Here is an 18,836-nt window from a genome sequence, read left to right on the forward strand (position 1 = left end):
GGGGGAGGTTGGTTGTGGGGGCTCCGATTGCAGCGGATCTGGATGAGTTGCGTGCGTTCACGGCGCGGCTGCGGTGTGTCGAGGTGGGTAGGGGTGCGGGGTTGGGGATCGAGTGGCTCGATGCGATCGAGACGTTGAAGTCGGTCGGATGTGCGGTGCAGGCGGTGATCACCGACGACGTCGTCACGTCTATCCGCGCGGACCGCAGGGCTCGGGGGTTGCCGCGGGTGGAGTGGGACCGCGGCATCGCATCGCAGATTGCGTTGGCCCGCAGGGAATCCCCGAACCGTGGCGGTCGGCATCTGGGGTTCGCGCGGGCTCTGGTGCACGAGATGCCGCACACCCTGGCGATGTTGCGGTCGGGCCGGTTGAACGAATGGCGCGCCACGTTGTTGGTGCGGGAAACAGCGTGCCTGTCAGCCACGGATCGGGCGATCGTGGACCGCCGGTTGTGCTCGGACCCGGCCACTCTCGACGGGGTCGGCGACCGGGGTCTGATCGCGCGGGCGAAGGCGTTGGCGGTGGAACTCGATGCCGCGGCGGTGGTGGCCCGGCATCGCACGGCGGTGTCCGAGCGTCGGGTCACGACACGGCCGGCGCCGGATTCGATGGCGTATCTGAGTGTGTTGATGCCGGTCGAGCAGGCGGTGTGTTTGCAGGCCACGTTGGGTCGGGATGCGGACAGTCTGATCGCGACCGGGAACAGCGGCGGTCGCACCCGCAATCAGCTGATGGTGGACCTGTTGTTCGACCGCGGAACCGGCCGGACCGCTGCGAGTGGTGTTCCCGTCGCGGTGAATCTGGTGCTCTCGGACGAGACCTTGCTGGCCGGCGGGCACGAGGCCGCGCAGCTGCAGGGATTCGGGCCGGTGCCGGCGGGGATTGCCCGGCAACTGGTGGCAGATGCGGTGGGGTCGGGTATCGAGGCCACCTTACGAAGGATTTACACCTGCCCGCAGTCGGGGGCGTTGACGGCGATGGAGTCGCAGTCGCGCACGTTCCCGAAGGGCCTGCGACAGCTGATCGACCTGCGGGACGGGACGTGCCGCACCCCGTGGTGCGATGCGCCGATCCGGCATCACGACCACATCCGCTCACGCCGAGAATCCGGTGCCACGACGGCGGACAACGGGTCCGGGCTTTGCGAGGCGTGCAATTATGCGAAGGAAGGCGACGGATGGTCCGCCCGCCCCGTACACAACCCCGGCGGCACCCACCTCATCGACCTGGGCACTCCGACCGGGCACCACTACAGATCAACCGCGCCGCCGCTCCCGACCCCGGCGCATCTGTGGGCGTCATGAGGTGGTCAGCAGTCGATGACGAGCCATCCGCCGTGGTGTTCGAACACCACGAAGGGGCGTCCCGTCGATTCACCGAGCTTCGTGAGCGACGGGGTGTCGAAGGTGCGGATGTGTCCATGGCAGGCCGTTGCCTCGTCCTCGTAGGGGACGGCGACGACAACCCTGTCGCGGGCAACGCGGAGGGCCTCGGATATCACTGCAGCCCCGATGTTTTCGTCCACGTGTTCGAGGAGGTGGATGGCGGTGACGGTGTCGGCGCTGTTGTCGGGAACCGGTACGTGCGCGGCGTCGCACACGAGGGTGCGCAGATCGAGTCCGAGTTCCGGTGCCACGGCGTCGAGGAGGGTCATGGTGCCGGGCAGGATGTCGGTTGCCGTGACGGACCGACCGGCGCGGGCGAGTCGGAGCGGAAGGAATCCGAAGCACGACCCGAGGTCGAGAACCGAACCGCGGACCAGTTGTTCCGCCTTCTCGTGGATCGGTGCGAAGTCGGCGGTGCCGTCCAGCAATTCGTTCAGGGAGTTGCGGTAGTAGACGGTCCACGCTTCGAGCGCACCGTCGACGGTGGAGCGGACCAGTCCGACCATGGTCGATTCGAATTCGTCCTGACCGAAGTCGGCGTCCTCGATGGACGCGGTGACCGAGGCGACGAGTCGTTCGCTCAGATCTTCGGGTGTCAGGGCGTGCGTCACCCGCAGCTGGTCGCCGTCACGGGTAAGTGTGAGCGGCCCGGCCGCGACCCGCTCGACCGTGACGTGACCATGTGACCACAGCCCGGATTCGCACGGTGCGAGGGAGTCGAAAGGGGGCGTGTCGAGAGTGGAAGTCATTCGAGGCAACCTTGCCGAGAGGTGATGGCGGGAGTGAGTCAGGTTCGGGTGTCGGGCTCACCGAGGGAACTCAGCCCATCGTAGAGCGATTGCATTCCGCTGGCGAGTAGTTCGTTCAGTTCGAGCGAATCGTCGTCGAGCCACTGCTCGTACGCCGACATCGCAACGCCGAGTAGGAGATAGCCGACGGTCCGGGGTACGTGGTCGGTCGGTGAGGTTCCGAGCCGGCTCGCGACGTACTCGGCTATGACGTTGCGCCACCCTTCGTACATCACCACCGAGTACGCCTGCAGGGCGGGGACTCGCAGGATCAGCCCCATGCGTTTGCGGTGGTTGATTTCCTCGCTCGCGGGAAACGCGTTGAATTGCAGGAGTGCTGCGGTGAGCCCGTCGACGATCGGGATGTCGTCGGGTTGCGCTGCGAGTTGGGCGCGCATTTCGGCGAGGTGTGCGTCGAAGTCTCCCCACGGGATCGCGTTCTTGGACGGGAAGTAGCGGAAGAGGGTGCGCCGGGCGATTCCGGATGCTTCGGCGACTTCGTCGACGCTGGTGGCGTCGAACCCCTGTTCCGTGAACAGTTCGATCCCGACGGTGCTGATCCGATCCTGCGTTGTGGACGGGCGTCGTCCTATCCGACTGGATGGTTTTCGACGACTTCTCAATTTTCGTCCCCTCCCGATCTGTCATTCTGCACTCGATGCCATTACAGTGGTGAGGCGAGTCACAGGGACGGTCTCCTATGACGGGGAACATCCCTCCGGCTCGCGCCGTATCACCGAACAGTAGGAGGAAATCGTGTCGGATCGCGACAACAACGTGCTGGAAAACGACTTGGTCGAGGAATCCCTGGTGGAAGAGGTCTCGATCGACGGCATGTGCGGCGTGTACTGATCATGTCCGCTCCAGCTTCTGCTTCAGTGGCCGGCAACGCCGGTATCGATCTCGATGTGGGCTGGAAGCTTCATCCGCAGGTGGCGCTGCGTCCCGAACCTTTCGGGGCGCTGCTCTACCACTTCGGGACGCGCAAGCTGTCGTTCCTGAAGAACCGCACGATCGTCGCGGTGGTCGAAGCCCTTCCCTCACACGCCGACGCCCGGTCCGCACTGCGGGCGCAGGGTATCGGGGACGACACTGCCGCGCAGTATGCGCGAGCGCTCGGCACGTTGGCCGAGTCGCACATGATCGTCCCCGCCTGACCAGCTCTCTCCACCCGTACCAGAGGACACAGCCCATGACCTCCATGCTCGAAAGGCCTTCCGCTCCGGTCGGCCGCCTCGTCGACCAGTTCGAACTCGGTCTCGACGCCCCGATCTGCCTCACCTGGGAGTTGACCTACGCGTGCAACCTGTCGTGTGTGCACTGTCTGTCCTCCTCCGGCCGACGTGACCCGCGGGAGTTGAGCACCGAGCAGTGCAAGTCGATCATCGACGAACTGCAGCGTATGCAGGTCTTCTACGTGAACATCGGCGGCGGTGAGCCGACGGTTCGCTCGGACTTCTGGGAGCTGGTCGACTATGCGACGGCTCACCAGGTGGGGGTGAAGTTCTCCACGAACGGGGTGAAGATCGACAAGAAGGTCGCCGCCCGGCTCGCGGCCAGCGACTACGTCGACGTGCAGATCTCCCTCGACGGTGCGACGGCCGAGGTCAACGACGCCGTTCGTGGTCCGGGTTCGTTCGCGATGGCGGTGCGGGCACTCGAGAATCTGTCCGAGGCGGGTTTCACGGACGCCAAGATCTCCGTGGTGGTCACCCGGCACAACGTGTCCCAGCTCGACGACTTCAAGGCCCTCGCCGACAAGTACGGCGCCACCCTGCGCATCACCCGGCTGCGACCGTCGGGGCGCGGCGCGGACGTGTGGGACGAACTGCATCCCACGCAGGCGCAGCAGCGCGAGCTGTACAACTGGCTGGTCGCCAACGGTGAGGGCGTGCTCACCGGCGACTCCTTCTTCCACCTGTCCGCGTACGGCGATGCGTTGCCCGGTCTGAACCTGTGCGGCGCCGGACGGGTGGTGTGCCTGATCGACCCGATCGGCGACGTCTACGCCTGCCCGTTCGCGATCCACGAGCAGTTCCTCGCGGGAAACATCGTGGCGGACGGCGGTTTCCAGCAGGTGTGGCAGACGTCGGAGCTGTTTAAGGAGCTGCGGTCCCCGCAGACCGGCGGCGCGTGCAGCAAGTGCAACCACTACGACTCCTGCCGCGGCGGATGCATGGCCGCGAAGTTCTTCACCGGGCTGCCGATGGACGGCCCGGACCCCGAATGTGTGATCGGCAACGGCGAATTGGCGTTGGCTGCCGCGGGGGAGATCCCGAAATCCAGTGTCGACCATTCCCGCACCGGCCAGCGCCGGACTCCGCGGGCGCCGGTTCCGTTGACGCTGATGGTGCGTCCGCCGGCCAAGATTTGTGACGAGAACCCGCTTGCGGGCATGGACCAGACGTAAGTCGTCTGCCAGGTACGAGAGGTATTGCCATGGGTAAGAATCCGTTCTTCGAGACGGTGGCCGAGGCTCAGCGTCGCGCGAAGAAGCGCCTGCCGAAGTCGGTGTATGCAGCGTTGATCGCCGGTTCCGAGCGGGGCGTGACGGTCGACGACAACATCGCGGCCTTCGCCGAGTTGGGGTTCGCCCCCCACGTCGTCGGTTTGTCCGACAAGCGTGAGCTGTCGACGACCGTGATGGGTCAGCCGATTTCGCTGCCCGTCGTGATCTCCCCGACCGGTGTGCAGGCGGTGCACCCCGACGGCGAGGTCGCGGTCGCGCGTGCGGCGGCGGCACGGGGAACGGCGATCGGTCTGAGTTCGTTCGCGAGCAAGTCGATCGAGGAGGTCACGGCGGCCAATCCTCAGACGTTCTTCCAGATGTACTGGGTCGGCACCCGGGACGTGTTGATCCAGCGGATGGAACGCGCCCGCGCCGCGGGGGCGACCGGCCTGATCATCACCACCGACTGGTCGTTCTCGTACGGACGCGACTGGGGTAGCCCGGCCATCCCCGAGAAGATGGACCTCAAGGCGATGCTCCAGTTCGCCCCCGAGGGCATTACTCGTCCGAAGTGGTTGTACGAGTTCGCGAAGACTCGCAAGATCCCGGATCTGACCACCCCGAACCTGGCGCAGCCCGGTCAGGAACCGCCCACGTTCTTCGGCGCCTACGGCGAGTGGATGCAGACGCCGTTGCCGACGTGGGACGACATCGCGTGGCTGCGCGAGCAGTGGGGCGGGCCGTTCATGCTCAAGGGCGTCATGCGGGTCGACGACGCGAAGCGCGCCGTCGACGCCGGCGTCACCGCGATCTCCGTGTCGAATCACGGCGGCAACAACCTCGACGGCACCCCGGCGCCGATCCGCGCGCTGCCCGCCATCGCGGAGGCCGTCGGCGACCAGGTCGAGGTGCTTCTCGACGGTGGTATCCGCCGCGGTAGCGACGTCGTGAAGGCCGTCGCGCTCGGTGCGAGGGCGGTCATGATCGGCCGCGCGTACCTGTGGGGCCTCTCGGCGAACGGTCAGGCCGGCGTCGAGAACGTTCTCGACGTCCTCCGCGGAGGTATCGACTCGGCGTTGCTCGGGCTGGGTCATTCGTCCATCCACGACCTGACGCCGTCCGACGTCGTGATCCCGCCCGGATTCGCCCGTGTGCTCGGCGCCGAATCCTGACCGACGAACGGCGTAGATGTCTGCGCAACTGACGGACCCGATCACCCTGGCCGGACGCCACGCCCCGGCCAGGGTGCTTCTGGGTCCGCACCCCACCAATCTCGGTGCGGGAAGAACGCTTTCCCCGCGGCACGTCGCGTACTACGAACGTCGGGCGCGTGGTGGCGCCGGGATCGTCGTCACCGAGGTTGCGTCGGTTCATGCCTCCGACTGGCCGTACGAGCGGGCTCCGCTGGCGTCCGACTGCGTCGGCGGCTGGCGGGACGTCGTCGCGGCGTGCCGTCCGCACGGCACGCTGGTGCTGGCCGGGCTGGGGCACACCGGACTGCAGGGGTCGAGTGCGTACTCGCAGGCGGTGCTGTGGGGACCGTCGGGCATTGCCGACGTGATCTCCCGTGAGATGCCGATGCAGATGGAGCAGGCGGAGATCGACGGCCTCGTCGAGGGTTTCCGTGCCGCGGCCGCCGCGGCCGTGTCCGCGGACGTGGACGGTGTCGAGCTCGACGCCGGACCGAGAGGGCTACTGCGGCAGTTCCATTCGAACCTCACCAATGTTCGCGCAGACGAGTACGGCGCCGACCCGCTGCGCCTCACCCGGGAGGTCCTCGCCGCCGTCCGCGACGAGCTGGGCCCCGACCGGGTCCTGTCCCTGCGCCTGAGCTGCGACGAGGCGACGTCCTGGGCGGGGATCACGCCGTCGATCGCCGCCGGACACGCACGGGAACTTGCCGAGGCACTCGACCTGCTCGTGGTGGTCCGGGGCGGGCCGATGACACCGAACGCGTACCGCCCCGACTTCCACCAGTTACCCGCGTTCAACACCGAACTCTGCCGGAACATCCGCTCGGCCGTCGCAGGCATGGTCCCGGTCGTTCTCCAGGGCAGCGTCGTCGATCCGGCCGATGCCCGGCGGGCGCTCGACGAGGGTGTCGCCGACGTCATCGAGATGACGCGCGCCCAGATCGCCGACCCCGACCTCGTCGTCAAGATCCGGCGCCGTGCGGCGCCGCGGCCCTGCGTCCTGTGCAATCAGACGTGCCAGGTGCTCGACCCCCGTAATCCGGTCGTGACCTGCGTCGGTAATCCGACGGCGGGACACGAGACCGTCGATCCCGTCGAGGGCATCGCCGAGGTGGCCACCGGCGCGGTGCTGGTGGTCGGGGGCGGCCCGGCCGGTCTCGAGGCGGCGCGAGTGCTGGCCCTGCGCGGTCACCGCGTCACCGTGGCGGACGCGTCGGCCCGGGTCGGCGGGATGGTGCGGGCAGCCGTAGGTGCGCCGCACCTCAGAGCGCTCACCGACTGGCTCGAGAACGAATGCCGCAGCCTCGGGGTCGAATTCCGTCTCGGCGCCACTGTCTCGGACGCCGACATCGACGCCGCGGAACGGGAGGGCGCGACGGTGGTCCTCGCAACCGGCAGCAGGCCCCGCCCGCTGCCGTTCCCCGTCGAGGGGAGCGTCCGGTGCGTCGGCGCCGCGGATCTGCTCGACGGCGGCGCGCCGGCGGAAGGGCCCCACGTCGTCTTCGACCCGGTCGGCGGACCGGTCGGCGTGGCGGTCGCCGAATGGCTCGCGGCGCAGGGACGCGACGTGAGCATGGTGACCCAGGATTCCGTGGCCGGTTCGCGACTGGGCATGACCGGGGATCTCGCCGATGCCAACTCCCGGTTGCAACGAGCCGGGGTGACGCGCCACCTCGACAGTCGCATCGTGTCGATCGGCGACGACGGCATGCGGATCCGCAACCGGTACACCGCCGAAGAGCCGGTGGTGCCGTGCACCGTGCTGATCGACTGCTCGCATCGCCTCCCCGAGGACACCCTCGGCTCGTCGCGTCCGGATGCGGTGCGGGTCGGCGACTGCGTGGCTCCCCGGACACTGCTCGAGGCGTTCCGTGAGGGTCGCACCGCGGCGCTGACCGTGTCCGCACACAGGCAGAACGAGTTCGACCACCATCCGTTCACCCTCGTCAACGAGAGATAGGACATTTCATGGGACAGTTCGACGACAAGGTCGCGTTCATCACCGGGGCTGCCCGTGGGCAGGGGCGGACGCACGCGGTGCGATTGGCGCGCGAAGGTGCGGCGATCATCGCCTTGGACATCTGCGGGCCGGTGTCGGAGTACAACAGCTACGAGCCGGCGACGCCGGACGACCTGGCCGAGACGGTGCGGCTCGTGGAATCCGAGGGCGGAAAGATTCTCGCCGAGCAGGCGGACGTGCGTGACAGTGCGCAACTGAAGTCTGTGGTGGACCGGGGAGTCGAACAGTTCGGCCGGCTCGACATCGTGATCGCGAACGCCGGGATCTGCAATTGGAATCGCTTCTGGGAGATGCCCGACGAGCAGTGGGAGACGCTGATCGACGTGAACCTCACCGGGGCGTGGAAGACGCTGAAGGCTGCGGTGCCTGCGCTGATCGAGGGAGGTCGCGGGGGTTCGATCATCGTGATCAGCTCCGTTGCGGGCATCAAGCCGTTGCCGGGGCAGGCGAATTACGCCGCCTCCAAGTTCGGGCTCGTCGGACTGACCCAGACCGCGGCAAAGGAACTGGGTGAATACGGGATTCGGGTCAACTCCGTTCACCCGTACGGGGTGAAGACTCCGATGGGCACCGATCCGGGCAGCCTCGTGATACTCGAGAAGCACCCGCACTACCTGTCGAGCTTCGGCACCATCCTCACCGAGCATCCGCTGGCCGACACCGACGACATCACCGATGCGGTGCTGTGGCTGGCCGGTGACGGTTCGCGGAGGGTCACGGGCAGTCAGGTCGCCGTCGACATGGGCAACACCAAGGTGTGAGCACCTCCGCGTACCGCCACCTGTTCACCCGATTGCGCGTGGGGCCGCTGACTCTGCGCAATCGGGTGGTCTTCTCCGCGCACCTCACGGGGTACGCCGTCGACGGCCTGCCCACCGCGCAGCACGCCGCCTACTATGCGGCGCGCGCGAAGGGCGGTGCGGGCCTGATCATCTCCGAGGAGCACGCGACCCATCCGGGGGACTGGCCGTACGAGAAGGTGATCGCCGGCTACCGGCCGGAGGTCGTCCCTGGGTACCGGCGGATCACCGACGCGGTCCACCAGCACGGTGTCCCGATCCTGGCTCAGGTCAACCACAACGGCGGCCAGGGGTCGAGCATGTACTCGCGGCGGCCGCTGTGGGCGCCGAGCGCCGTCCCCGATCCACTGTTCCGCGAAGTTCCCAAGGAGGTCGATCAGCGGGAGATCCGGACCCTCGTCGACGGGTACGCGCGCGTGGCCGAGCACTGTGTCCGAGGCGGATTCGACGGGATCGAACTGCAGTGTTCCCATTCGTCGCTGGTGCGGAGCTTCCTCGCCCCTGCTACGAATCAGCGCACGGACCGTTACGGGGGATCGTTGGAGAATCGGGCCCGGTTCCTCCTCGAGGTCGTCGAGGCCGTGCGTGCCGCGATCGGTCCGGATCGCGCACTCGGGGTGAGGCTCGCGGGGGAGGATCTGTTCGATGGTGGAGTCCGCCTCGACGAGGCGGTGGCGGTGGCCGCTCTGGTGGAGGCGGACGGCCGTGTCGACTACATCAACACGTCCATCGGGATGGCCACCGAGACGCTCCACATGATCGAGGCCTCCATGGCCGTCCCTCGCGGGTACGCGCTGTTCGTCCCGAACGCCATCCGGCAACGGGTCGGTCTTCCCGTGGTCGGCGTCGGCCGATTCTCCGATCCGCACCACGCCGACCAGGCTTTGGACGAGGGGCACTGCGACCTGATCGGGGTGGTGCGCGGCCAGATCGCAGACCCGGACTTCGCGGCGAAGGCCCTGGCAGGCGAAGAAGAAAACATCCGAACGTGCCTGGCGTGCAATCAGGAATGCATCGGACGTATGGGGCTGGGCCGGTGGCTCGGGTGCGTCGTCAACCCGCGCGCGGGCAGGGAATCGGTCCTGCTGCCCGCACCGACCGTTCCCGGCAGACGGGTCTTCGTGGTCGGCGGTGGCCCGGCCGGGCTCAAGGCCGCGGCGACCGCGGCGCAGCGGGGGCACGACGTGACGCTGTTCGAACGCGCGACGGTTCTCGGCGGCCAGATCCGGACGGCTGCCGTCGTCCCGGGCCGCCGCGAGTTCCTCGACCTCGTCGTCGATCTGGAATCGGAATGCGCTCGGCGCGGTGTGGACGTGCGGAGCGGCACCGACGCGACCGCCGGGGCACTGGTGCAGGGACGTCCCGACGTGGTGGTGCTCGCGACCGGGGCGCGTCCGCGCCGACCGCGCTGGGCGGGCGCGTCGGACCGGGTGGTGGACGTGCGGGACGTGTTGGAGGGCCGCGCGCGTCCGGCCGGGACGGTGCTGGTGGTCGACGAATTGGGATTCCATCAGGGCACGTCCGTCGCGGAGTTCGTCGCCGACGCCGGGTGTGCCGTCACGATCTGCACACCGGGGATGATCGTCGGCCAGGATCTCGGCATCACGCTGGACCTCGAGGGATGGAACCGGCGGGCGCACGGCAAGGGCATCACGCAGGTGACGGACGTGGTGCCGACCGGGTGCGAAGCCGCAGACGGTGGGCGGCTCGCGGTCACGCTCCTGCACCACCCGACCGGTGAGTTGCGACAGCTCACCGTCGACTGGGTGGTGTCCTCGGCGCATCAGCAGCCGGAGGACGATCTGTGGAAAGAGCTGGCCGACAGCGGTATCGAGGTTCATCGCGTCGGCGACGCCCTGGCTCCGCGGCGCGCGCATTCCGCCGTCATCGAGGGGGAGCGGGTCGCGCTCGCGCTATAGCGCGCGCAGCGGCCGGTGTCGAGTCGCCTAGCATCGGTGGATGCCCCATTCCGGACACCTCGACGACGCGGTGTGGCCCGAACTCGTGTCCCGCGTGTCGACGGTCGTGGTCCCGGTCGGCTCTCTCGAGCAGCACGGACCGCATCTGCCGCTCGACACCGACACCGCCATCGCCGACGCCGTGTCCCGCGCGCTGCCGCACGTACTGGTGGCACCCCCGATTGCCTACGGCGCCAGCGGCGAGCACGAGGGGTTTCCCGGGACGGTCTCGCTCGGGGCGGAAGCGCTCGAAAGTGTGCTCGTCGAGTACGGCAGGTCCGCGTGCCGGTGGGCGGACCGTGTGCTGTTCGTCAATGGGCACGGCGGAAACGGGCCCGCGCTGGTCAAGGCTGTCGCCTTGCTTCGGTACGAGGCCCGCGATGTGGCGTGGGTGCCGTGTGCGGTACCCGGGGCGGACGCCCATGCCGGGCGTACGGAAACGTCCTTGTTGCTACACCTTTCACCCGGTCGGGTGAGGTTGTCCAGGGCTGAAGCCGGTAATACGGAACCTATTGCGAGGTTGATGCCAAGACTGCGCGAAGGCGGTATGGTCGCCGTGTCGGCCAACGGCGTGCTCGGTGACCCGACGGGCGCTACGGCCGCGGAGGGGGCGCAGATCTTCGGCGTACTCGTCCACGCAGTCACCAAGGCACTGGCCCGGTGGGAACCGGGCCCCGATGGAAGGCTCCGGTCGGAACCGGGCGCCGATGGGAGGCTCCAATGACCCGCACGGGCGTCCTCGAGTTGCCGAGGGCGGATTTCCGGCATGCCGACGCGACTAATTTCCGGCATGCCCTGCCAGCGCTCTCCGATCCGCCTACGATCGACTGATGCGCCAAGCTCGACTTCCCGACGGATTCGGGATCCGAATCGACCCCAAGGTACGCGCATATTCCGGAGGTCGAGTGCTCATCGGCGGTTCGCCGACTCGGATGCTGAAGCTGGCACCCACCGCGGCGGCCATGATCGGAGACGGCTACCTCGAGGTCGTCGATCCGCAGTCCGCGGTCGTTGCACGCCGCCTCCTCGATTCGGGGGTCGCCAACCCGCGCCCCATGAGTACTCCGTCGCCCCGGGATGTCACCGTTGTCATTCCGGTGAAGAACAACGCGTCGGGGCTGCACCGGGTGCTGGCCTCGCTCCGCGGACTCGAGGTGGTCGTCGTCGACGACGGATCCGACGTCCCGATCGTCGCCCCCGTGCTGCAGAACGGGTGCGGTGGCCGCGTCACCGTTCTGCGCCACGAGACGGCCAAGGGGCCGGCCGCGGCACGGAACACCGGTCTGCGTTACGCCGCAACTCCGTTCGTGGCGTTCCTCGACTCCGACGTCCTGCCGCGCACCGGTTGGATCGAGGTCATGCTCGGCCACTTCAGCGATCCCGCGGTCGCACTCGTCGCCCCGAGGATCGTGGCGCTCGAACCCGAGGCGAGCACACTCGCGCGGTACGAGCACGCCCGCTCCTCCCTGGACCTCGGACGTAAGGAGTCCGCGGTCCAGTCCGGCGGCCCGGTGTCGTACGTCCCGAGCGCCGCGATGATCGCCCGCCGCGAGGTGCTCGACGAATTCGGCGGCTTCGACGAGTCCATGCACGTGGCGGAGGACGTCGACCTGTGCTGGCGACTCCAGGAGTCCGGCTGGCGACTGCGGTACGAGCCGGTGGCTCACGTTGCGCACGATCACCGCGTGACGTTCGGAAAGTGGTTCGACCGCAAGCTGTTCTACGGAACCGGTGCGGCGCCGCTGGCGGCAAGGCATTCGGGGATGGTTCCCCCGCTGTCGATGTCGCCGTGGACGTTCTTCGCGTGCCTCGCCGCCGCCACCTGCACCCGGCTCGGCCTGCTCGGCGCCGTCGCCACACTCGCGATGATGCTGCTGCGCCTGCGCCGCATGTTCACCGGCCTCGACCAGCCGACCCGCATCGCCGCGATACTCGCGGCCCAGGGCTTCGCCGGCGGTGCCTGGCAACTGGCGTCCGCGATGTGTCGCCACTATTGGCCGATCACTCTGCTGGCGGTGCTGCTGTCGAAACGGATTCGCCGTATCGCGCTCGCGATCGCCGTCGCCGAGGGCGTCGCCGACTGGGTGACCCACCGGGAGCCCGGAGGGCTGGGACCGGTGCGGCACACGGTGTTCAAGCGGATCGACGACGTCGCGTACGGCGCCGGGCTCTGGAAGGGCGCCATCACGGCCCGCGACCTCGACGCATTGAAGCCCCGGTTGAAGTCGTAGTGGCCGATCCGATTCGCGCCGCCGACGTCGTGGTCGTCGGCGGCGGTTCGAGTGGATGCGTCGTGGCCGCCAGGCTCAGCGAGAATCCCGGACGATCGGTCCTCCTCCTCGAGTCCGGACCCGGCTACCGAACGGTCTCCGACTGTCCCGTGCTCGACTACCGGACGCTGCCGGTCGGTCCGGGCAGCGCGTTCGCCGAGACGTACGGCGTGGAGTTGGCACGAAGCGTTCCCTCGGCCATGGTGCGGGGGCACGTCCTCGGCGGTTCCGGCGCCGTCAACGGCGCCTACTTCGTCCGTGGGACGGAAGCGGATTTCCGGCACTGGCCCGCGTCGTGGTCATACGAGAACGTGCTGCCGGCCTTCCGGGCACTCGAGCGTGACGCCGACTTCGACGACTCCCGGCACGGCACGACCGGACCGATGCCCGTTCGCAGGCAGCCCGCGGAGCGGCTGAGCGAGATCAGCGCGGCGTTCCGAGCCGCGGCGCTCGGTGCAGGACATCCCGAGGAACCCGACAAGAACGGCGCGGGCGCAGGCGGGATCGGTCCGGTGCCCCTGAACGTCGACGGCGGCCACCGTGTCAGTACGGCAGTGGCGTACCTGCTGCCGGCATGGGAGCGGCCCAATCTGGCGGTCGAAGCGAATTCCGATGTCGTCCGAATTCTGTTCTCCGGTAACGAGACCATCGGGGTGGAGGTGGAGTCGGACGGTGTGCGGCGCACGGTCCGCACCGGTCGGGTCGTGCTGGCGGCAGGTCCGGTCGAAACCCCTGTGCTGCTGATGCTTTCGGGAATCGGACCGGCAGAACACCTGACGGACAACGACATTCCCGTCGTACTCGACGCGCCCGGTGTCGGCAGCGATTTCAGTGATCACCCCGAAGTGGCTCTGCCGTACCGTATCCGGGACACGCTCCGCCGCAGCGACACCAGTCCGGTGGTCGAAACGGTGCTGAATGTCGGCGACCTCGAGATCCGTCCGTACACGGCGCCGTTCGACGTGCTCGTCCCCGGATCCGGGCAGCCCGACCCGGTCCTCGGGATCGGGCTCATGGTGACGGACAGCCGGGGCGACATCCGGCTCACGTCGCGGCACCGCCGGGACCGTCCCCGAATCGAATACCGCTACGCGCAATCGGCCGCCGACCGCCGGGCGCTGCGCGAGGGGCAGGCCATCGGACTGGAACTGCTCCGTTCGCGGGAGCTCGGTCCGTTGGTCGTGCCGCTGTCCGAGGAGGTATCCGACCGCGCGGTGCTCGCGCATCTGGGGACGTCGCTGCACCTGTGCGGCAGTTGCCGGATGGGCGGACGCGACGACGGGGAGGCGGTGGTGGACGAGTGGTGCAACGTCCGCGGAATGGAAGGGCTGACCATCGCCGACACCTCGGTGTTCCCGGTGGTCCCGAGCCGTGGGCCGCACGCCACGGCGGTGATGGTCGCCGAGCGCGTCAGTACCTTCCTGGGGGAGTGACCGAGGGGGCGACACGGGCCCGTGTGATGCGGGTTACAGTAGGCAGAGACGCCGTGGAGGAGTTCGATGCAAAGTCAACCGCCCACAGGGGGCAATCCGTGGGTCGCCGTGCGCCCGGGAGACGACGTCGCGATGCTGGCGCGCAGGGTGTCGTCGGCGCATCAACTGTTCGTCGAGCGTCACGCACCCGCCGGTCGTGCCCCGGACGGTGACGGGAATTCCGTCCGTTCCGTCATCCTCGACTCGTGGATGCGCAGCACCAGCAAGGGAGTGAACCCGGACGGGTCGGCCCGCGCCGTCGATCTGGCGACCGCGGATCTCGCCACGTACCGGGCGTCCCACCCGATGTCGATCATCCGCCCGGTGGTCCGCAAGCTTCTCGTCGAGGACGCCGCCGACACCGGGCTGCTCGTGGCCATCACGGACGAGAAGGGTCAGCTGCTGTGGGTGGAGGGCGATTCGTCCGCCAAGGACCGCGCACTGGAGATGAACTTCGTCGAGGGCGCCGACTGGAGTGAGGACACCGTCGGCACCAATGCCCCGGGTACCGCGCTGGCCCTCGACCATTGCGTGCAGATCTTCGGTGCCGAGCATTTCAGCCGCTCGGTGCACGACTGGAGTTGTTCGGCGGCGCCCGTCCACGACCCCGCGACCGGACTGATCGTCGGGGCCATCGACATCACCGGTGGTCCGCGGGTGGCGGTGCCCGAGGTGCTCTCGCTGATCAGGGCGACCGTCGCGGCCGCCGAGGCGGAGCTGCGACTGCACCAGCTGCGTTCACCGCACCCGCTCGTCGAGACGGTACTGCGGTTGGAGGTGCTGGGATCGGGTCGGCCGACACTGGTCCGTGGGCCCGAACGCATCCCGCTGTCGCAGCGGCACGCGGAGATCCTCCTGCTCCTGGCGGAGCACCCCGAAGGCCTGAGTTCCGACCGCCTCGCGGTCCTGCTCGACGAGAACGAACTCGACGCCGTCACCATTCGTGCCGAGATGTCGCGCCTGCGTAAGGTTTTCGGTCCGGCAAACCTCGGTTCGCGGCCCTATCGGCTGCTCGCCGAATTGACCTCGGACGTCCGGCAGGTCCGCGGAGCCCTGGACCGTGGCGAGCTCACCGCCGCCCTCGACGTCTACTCGGGCCCGGTCCTTCCCGGGTCGGAGGCGCCCGGGGTCGAGGATCTTCGCGACGAGTTGCGGGCACGCGTCCAGGCGGCGCTGCTGCGGGAAGGTGATCAACGGTTGCTCGCCAAGTGGACCACGTCCGTCCACGGCCGTGAGGACGTCGCCGCATGGGAGGCGTATCTGGCGGGCCTCGACCCGCGTTCACCCCTGTATTCCCAGGTCAAGTCCAGGATCGATCTGTTCGATCAGCAGTACGCAACGTAGTTGCAACGGTACGGTCCCTAGTGTTGTGAGTCACACCCAGTTCCACCCGAGTTTCACGACACCAGGGAGTTATCGATGACCGTGTATGCCCGCCCGGGTTCGCCGGACGCCGTCATGTCCTTCCAATCGCGTTACGACAACTGGATCGGCGGCCAGTGGGTTGCGCCCGTCAAGGGCCAGTACTTCGAGAATCCGACACCCGTCACCGGACAGCCGTTCTGCGAGGTCGCGCGTTCGACGTCCGAGGACATCGAACTTGCGCTCGACGCCGCACACGCTGCGGCTCCGGCCTGGGGCAAGACGTCGGTGGCGGAGCGCGCCATCATCCTGAACAAGATCGCGGACCGCATCGAGGAGAACCTCGAGTCCATCGCGCTCGCCGAGTCCTGGGACAACGGCAAGCCGATCCGCGAGACCCTGAACGCCGACATTCCGCTGGCCGTCGACCACTTCCGCTACTTCGCCGGTGCGATCCGGGCGCAGGAAGGCGCACTGTCGGAGATCGACTCCGACACCGTCGCCTACCACTTCCACGAGCCGCTCGGCGTCGTCGGCCAGATCATCCCCTGGAACTTCCCGATCCTCATGGCCGTGTGGAAGCTCGCTCCCGCACTCGCCGCGGGCAACGCAGTCGTTCTCAAGCCCGCCGAGCAGACCCCGGCGTCGATCCTGCACCTGATCTCCGTCATCGGCGACCTGCTGCCCGCCGGTGTGGTGAACATCGTCAACGGCTTCGGTGTGGAGGCGGGCAAGCCGCTCGCCTCGAGCCCGCGGATCCGGAAGATCGCGTTCACCGGCGAGACCACCACGGGCCGGCTCATCATGCAGTACGCGTCGCAGAACCTGATCCCGGTCACCCTCGAACTCGGTGGCAAGAGCCCCAACATCTTCTTCTCCGACGTGCTGTCCTCCAACGACGACTACCAGGACAAGGCGCTCGAGGGCTTCACGATGTTCGCCCTCAACCAGGGCGAGGTGTGCACCTGCCCGTCGCGTTCGCTGATCCAGGAGGACATCTTCGACGAGTTCCTCGCGATGGCGGCCATCCGCACCAAGGCCGTCCGCCAGGGCGACCCGCTCGACACCGACACGATGATCGGTGCGCAGGCCTCGAACGATCAGCTCGAGAAGATCCTGTCGTACATCGAGATCGGCAAGGGCGAAGGCGCCAAGGTCGTCACCGGCGGTGAGCGTGCCGAACTCGGCGGCGACCTGTCCGGCGGCTACTACGTGCAGCCGACGATCTTCACCGGTCAGAACAAGATGCGGATCTTCCAGGAGGAGATCTTCGGTCCCGTCGTCTCCGTCACGTCGTTCAAGGACTACGACCAGGCCATCGAGATCGCCAACGACACGCTGTACGGCCTCGGCGCCGGCGTGTGGTCGCGGGACGGTGGCGTCGCCTACCGGGCCGGACGTGACATCCAGGCCGGGCGCGTGTGGACCAACACGTACCACCAGTACCCCGCGCATGCGGCGTTCGGTGGCTACAAGCAGTCCGGCATCGGCCGCGAGAACCACCTGATGATGCTCGAGCACTACCAGCAGACGAAGAACCTGCTGGTCAGCTACGCCCAGAAGGCTCAGGGCTTCTTCTGATGGACGCAGCCCGGGCGCCTCAGCGCCTGAAGGCAACCGCCGGGGCGGTGGAGCTTCTCCGCCGCCTCGGCGGTACCCACGGGGCGCTGATGATGCATCAGTCCGGCGGGTGCTGCGACGGCTCCGCGCCGATGTGTTACCCCGACGGTGAATTCATCGTCGGCGACCGCGACGTGCTGCTCGGCGTCCTCGACCTGCGTCTCGGTGTCGGGGAGATCCCGTCCACCCGGGCCGAGGGTGCCGATGCCGTGCCCGTGTGGATCTCCGGTTCGCAGTTCGAGGCGTGGAAGCACACTCAGCTGGTGCTCGACGTGGTGCCCGGCCGCGGATCGGGATTCAGCCTGGAAAGTCCCGAAGGCATGCGCTTTCTCAGTCGTGCACGGGCCTTCACCCCGGAGGAGAACACCAGCCTCGCCGCGGAGGAGGTCATCGTGGGCCAGCGGTGGGAGCAGGGCTGGAGGCCCGCCCCGTCCCTCGAACCACAAGTGGTCGCCGAAGCCGTCGACGCATGTCCCGTGCCCGCCCGCCGCCCGGTCCCATAGCACCCGAAGCGCGCTACGACCCAGGTTTTTACGTCGCGGTCACGTTCTGCTGACACGACGTGTACACAACTCGTTCACCATTGGCCTCGGCCGTTCGATTCCGCTCCCCGAGCGGTGCGGACGAGGCACCATTCGGATCGACGTAGGGGACGGAATGTCACTCGTAGAACCATCCAAGAATTCCGGAACCGGTCAACATCACGATGCTGCCGATTTCCACTCGGAAGACAGCAGCTACCTGGAAAAACGCACGCTCCGTAAGGGTTCGGCGGGCTGGGTGCTGCTCGCCGGCCTCGGTGTCAGCTACGTGATCTCCGGCGACTACGCCGGATGGAACAACGGACTGGCCGAGGGTGGATTCGGCGGCCTGCTGATCGCCGGTGTCGTCATCGCGGGCATGTACCTGGCCATGGTGCTGGGCATGGCCGAGATGTCGTCCGCCCTGCCCGCCGCCGGCGGCGGTTACACGTTCGCGCGGCGCGCACTCGGGCCGTGGGGCGGATTCGCCACCGGCACGGCCATTCTCATCGAATACGCGATCGCGCCCGCCGCCATCGCCACCTTCATCGGCAGCTACGTCGAGTCACTGAACCTGTTCGGTATCACCGACGGGTGGTGGGTGTACCTGGCGGTCTACGCCATCTTCATCGGAATCCATCTGACCGGCGCCGGCGAGGCACTCAAGGCCATGTTCGTCATCACGGCGATCGCACTGGTCGGTCTCGTGATCTTCGCGGTCTCCGCGATCGGTCTGTTCGACGCGGGCAACCTCACCGACATCGCCGCGACCGATGCGGTGGGCGCGTCGAGTTTCCTGCCGTTCGGCGCATTCGGAATCTGGGCGGCCGTCCCATTCGCCATCTGGTTCTTCCTCGCCGTCGAAGGCGTGCCGCTGGCCGCGGAGGAAGCCCGCGAGCCGGAGAAGAACGTGCCGCGCGGCATCATCATCAGCATGCTCATCCTCATCGTCACGGGGGCAACTGTCCTGTTCCTCGCTACCGGAGCGCTGGGTGCCG

At 67.9% G+C, this 18,836-nt stretch carries 17 protein-coding genes; 15 read left to right on the forward strand and 2 right to left on the reverse strand.

Annotated elements, in window-relative coordinates:
* Window positions 1-14: 14 nt before the first annotated feature.
* Window positions 15-1,304, forward strand: coding sequence for an HNH endonuclease (locus QM693_RS30200; RefSeq protein WP_283354177.1), 1,290 nt, complete (start codon window positions 15-17; stop codon window positions 1,302-1,304).
* Window positions 1,305-1,309: 5 nt separating this feature from the next.
* Here the strand turns inward: QM693_RS30200 and mftM are convergent, their stop codons facing one another.
* Window positions 1,310-2,134 carry a mycofactocin oligosaccharide methyltransferase MftM gene (gene mftM, locus QM693_RS30205; RefSeq protein WP_283354178.1) on the reverse strand — a complete coding sequence of 275 codons (825 nt, stop codon included), beginning with the start codon at window positions 2,132-2,134 and terminating at the stop codon, window positions 1,310-1,312.
* A gap of 38 nt (window positions 2,135-2,172) precedes the next feature.
* On the reverse strand, window positions 2,173-2,796 hold the full coding sequence (gene mftR, locus QM693_RS30210) for a mycofactocin system transcriptional regulator MftR (protein ID WP_005239471.1): 624 nt from the start codon (window positions 2,794-2,796) through the stop codon (window positions 2,173-2,175).
* A 133-nt stretch (window positions 2,797-2,929) separates the two neighbouring features.
* On the opposite strand from mftR, the gene mftA reads away from it, so the two are divergent.
* The 14 genes from mftA to QM693_RS30280 form a co-directional block, all read left to right on the forward strand.
* Window positions 2,930-3,025: a mycofactocin precursor MftA gene (mftA, locus tag QM693_RS30215; RefSeq protein ID WP_005573048.1), complete on the forward strand. Its 96-nt coding sequence runs from the start codon at window positions 2,930-2,932 to the stop codon at window positions 3,023-3,025.
* A gap of 2 nt (window positions 3,026-3,027) precedes the next feature.
* The gene (gene mftB / locus QM693_RS30220; RefSeq protein ID WP_080578158.1) at window positions 3,028-3,330 is read left to right on the forward strand and encodes a mycofactocin biosynthesis chaperone MftB; all 303 of its coding nucleotides are present in this window, start codon (window positions 3,028-3,030) and stop codon (window positions 3,328-3,330) included.
* A gap of 35 nt (window positions 3,331-3,365) precedes the next feature.
* Complete coding sequence (gene mftC, locus QM693_RS30225) at window positions 3,366-4,583, forward strand: mycofactocin radical SAM maturase (protein WP_283332944.1); 1,218 nt, start codon at window positions 3,366-3,368, stop codon at window positions 4,581-4,583.
* Between the two features lie 29 nt (window positions 4,584-4,612).
* Window positions 4,613-5,794 carry a pre-mycofactocin synthase MftD gene (mftD, locus tag QM693_RS30230; RefSeq protein WP_280783586.1) on the forward strand — a complete coding sequence of 394 codons (1,182 nt, stop codon included), beginning with the start codon at window positions 4,613-4,615 and terminating at the stop codon, window positions 5,792-5,794.
* Between the two features lie 16 nt (window positions 5,795-5,810).
* Window positions 5,811-7,775: a mycofactocin system FadH/OYE family oxidoreductase 1 gene (locus QM693_RS30235; RefSeq protein ID WP_283354179.1), complete on the forward strand. Its 1,965-nt coding sequence runs from the start codon at window positions 5,811-5,813 to the stop codon at window positions 7,773-7,775.
* An 8-nt stretch (window positions 7,776-7,783) separates the two neighbouring features.
* Window positions 7,784-8,596, forward strand: coding sequence for a mycofactocin-coupled SDR family oxidoreductase (locus QM693_RS30240; protein WP_283332946.1), 813 nt, complete (start codon window positions 7,784-7,786; stop codon window positions 8,594-8,596).
* Entirely contained in the window at window positions 8,593-10,554 is a 1,962-nt protein-coding gene (locus QM693_RS30245) for a mycofactocin system FadH/OYE family oxidoreductase 2 (protein WP_283354180.1), read from the forward strand. The genes QM693_RS30240 and QM693_RS30245 overlap by 4 nt, the downstream gene beginning before the upstream one ends.
* Window positions 10,555-10,594: 40 nt before the next feature.
* A complete protein-coding gene (mftE, locus tag QM693_RS30250; RefSeq protein ID WP_283354181.1) occupies window positions 10,595-11,317 on the forward strand; it encodes a mycofactocin biosynthesis peptidyl-dipeptidase MftE in 723 nt (240 codons plus the stop codon).
* 106 nt (window positions 11,318-11,423) lie between these two features.
* Window positions 11,424-12,824 (forward strand): mycofactocin biosynthesis glycosyltransferase MftF, encoded by a 1,401-nt coding sequence (mftF, locus tag QM693_RS30255; RefSeq protein WP_283332949.1) that lies wholly within the window; start codon window positions 11,424-11,426, stop codon window positions 12,822-12,824.
* On the forward strand, window positions 12,824-14,296 hold the full coding sequence (mftG, locus tag QM693_RS30260; protein ID WP_283354182.1) for a mycofactocin dehydrogenase MftG: 1,473 nt from the start codon (window positions 12,824-12,826) through the stop codon (window positions 14,294-14,296). Before mftF ends, mftG begins: the two co-directional genes overlap by 1 nt.
* A gap of 66 nt (window positions 14,297-14,362) precedes the next feature.
* Window positions 14,363-15,679, forward strand: a complete 1,317-nt coding sequence (locus QM693_RS30265; RefSeq protein ID WP_283354183.1) for a helix-turn-helix domain-containing protein — start codon at window positions 14,363-14,365, stop codon at window positions 15,677-15,679.
* Between the two features lie 75 nt (window positions 15,680-15,754).
* On the forward strand, window positions 15,755-17,278 hold the full coding sequence (adh, locus tag QM693_RS30270) for an aldehyde dehydrogenase (protein ID WP_009479319.1): 1,524 nt from the start codon (window positions 15,755-15,757) through the stop codon (window positions 17,276-17,278).
* A complete protein-coding gene (locus QM693_RS30275; RefSeq protein WP_283354184.1) occupies window positions 17,278-17,820 on the forward strand; it encodes a DUF779 domain-containing protein in 543 nt (180 codons plus the stop codon). The genes adh and QM693_RS30275 overlap by 1 nt, the downstream gene beginning before the upstream one ends.
* A 154-nt stretch (window positions 17,821-17,974) precedes the next feature.
* A partial coding sequence (locus tag QM693_RS30280) for an amino acid permease (protein WP_283354185.1) occupies window positions 17,975-18,836 on the forward strand: 862 nt, incomplete at its 3' end.

This window comes from Rhodococcus sp. IEGM 1305 (assembly GCF_030058635.1).
In the GTDB taxonomy this organism is placed as follows: domain Bacteria; phylum Actinomycetota; class Actinomycetes; order Mycobacteriales; family Mycobacteriaceae; genus Rhodococcus_F; species Rhodococcus_F opacus_D.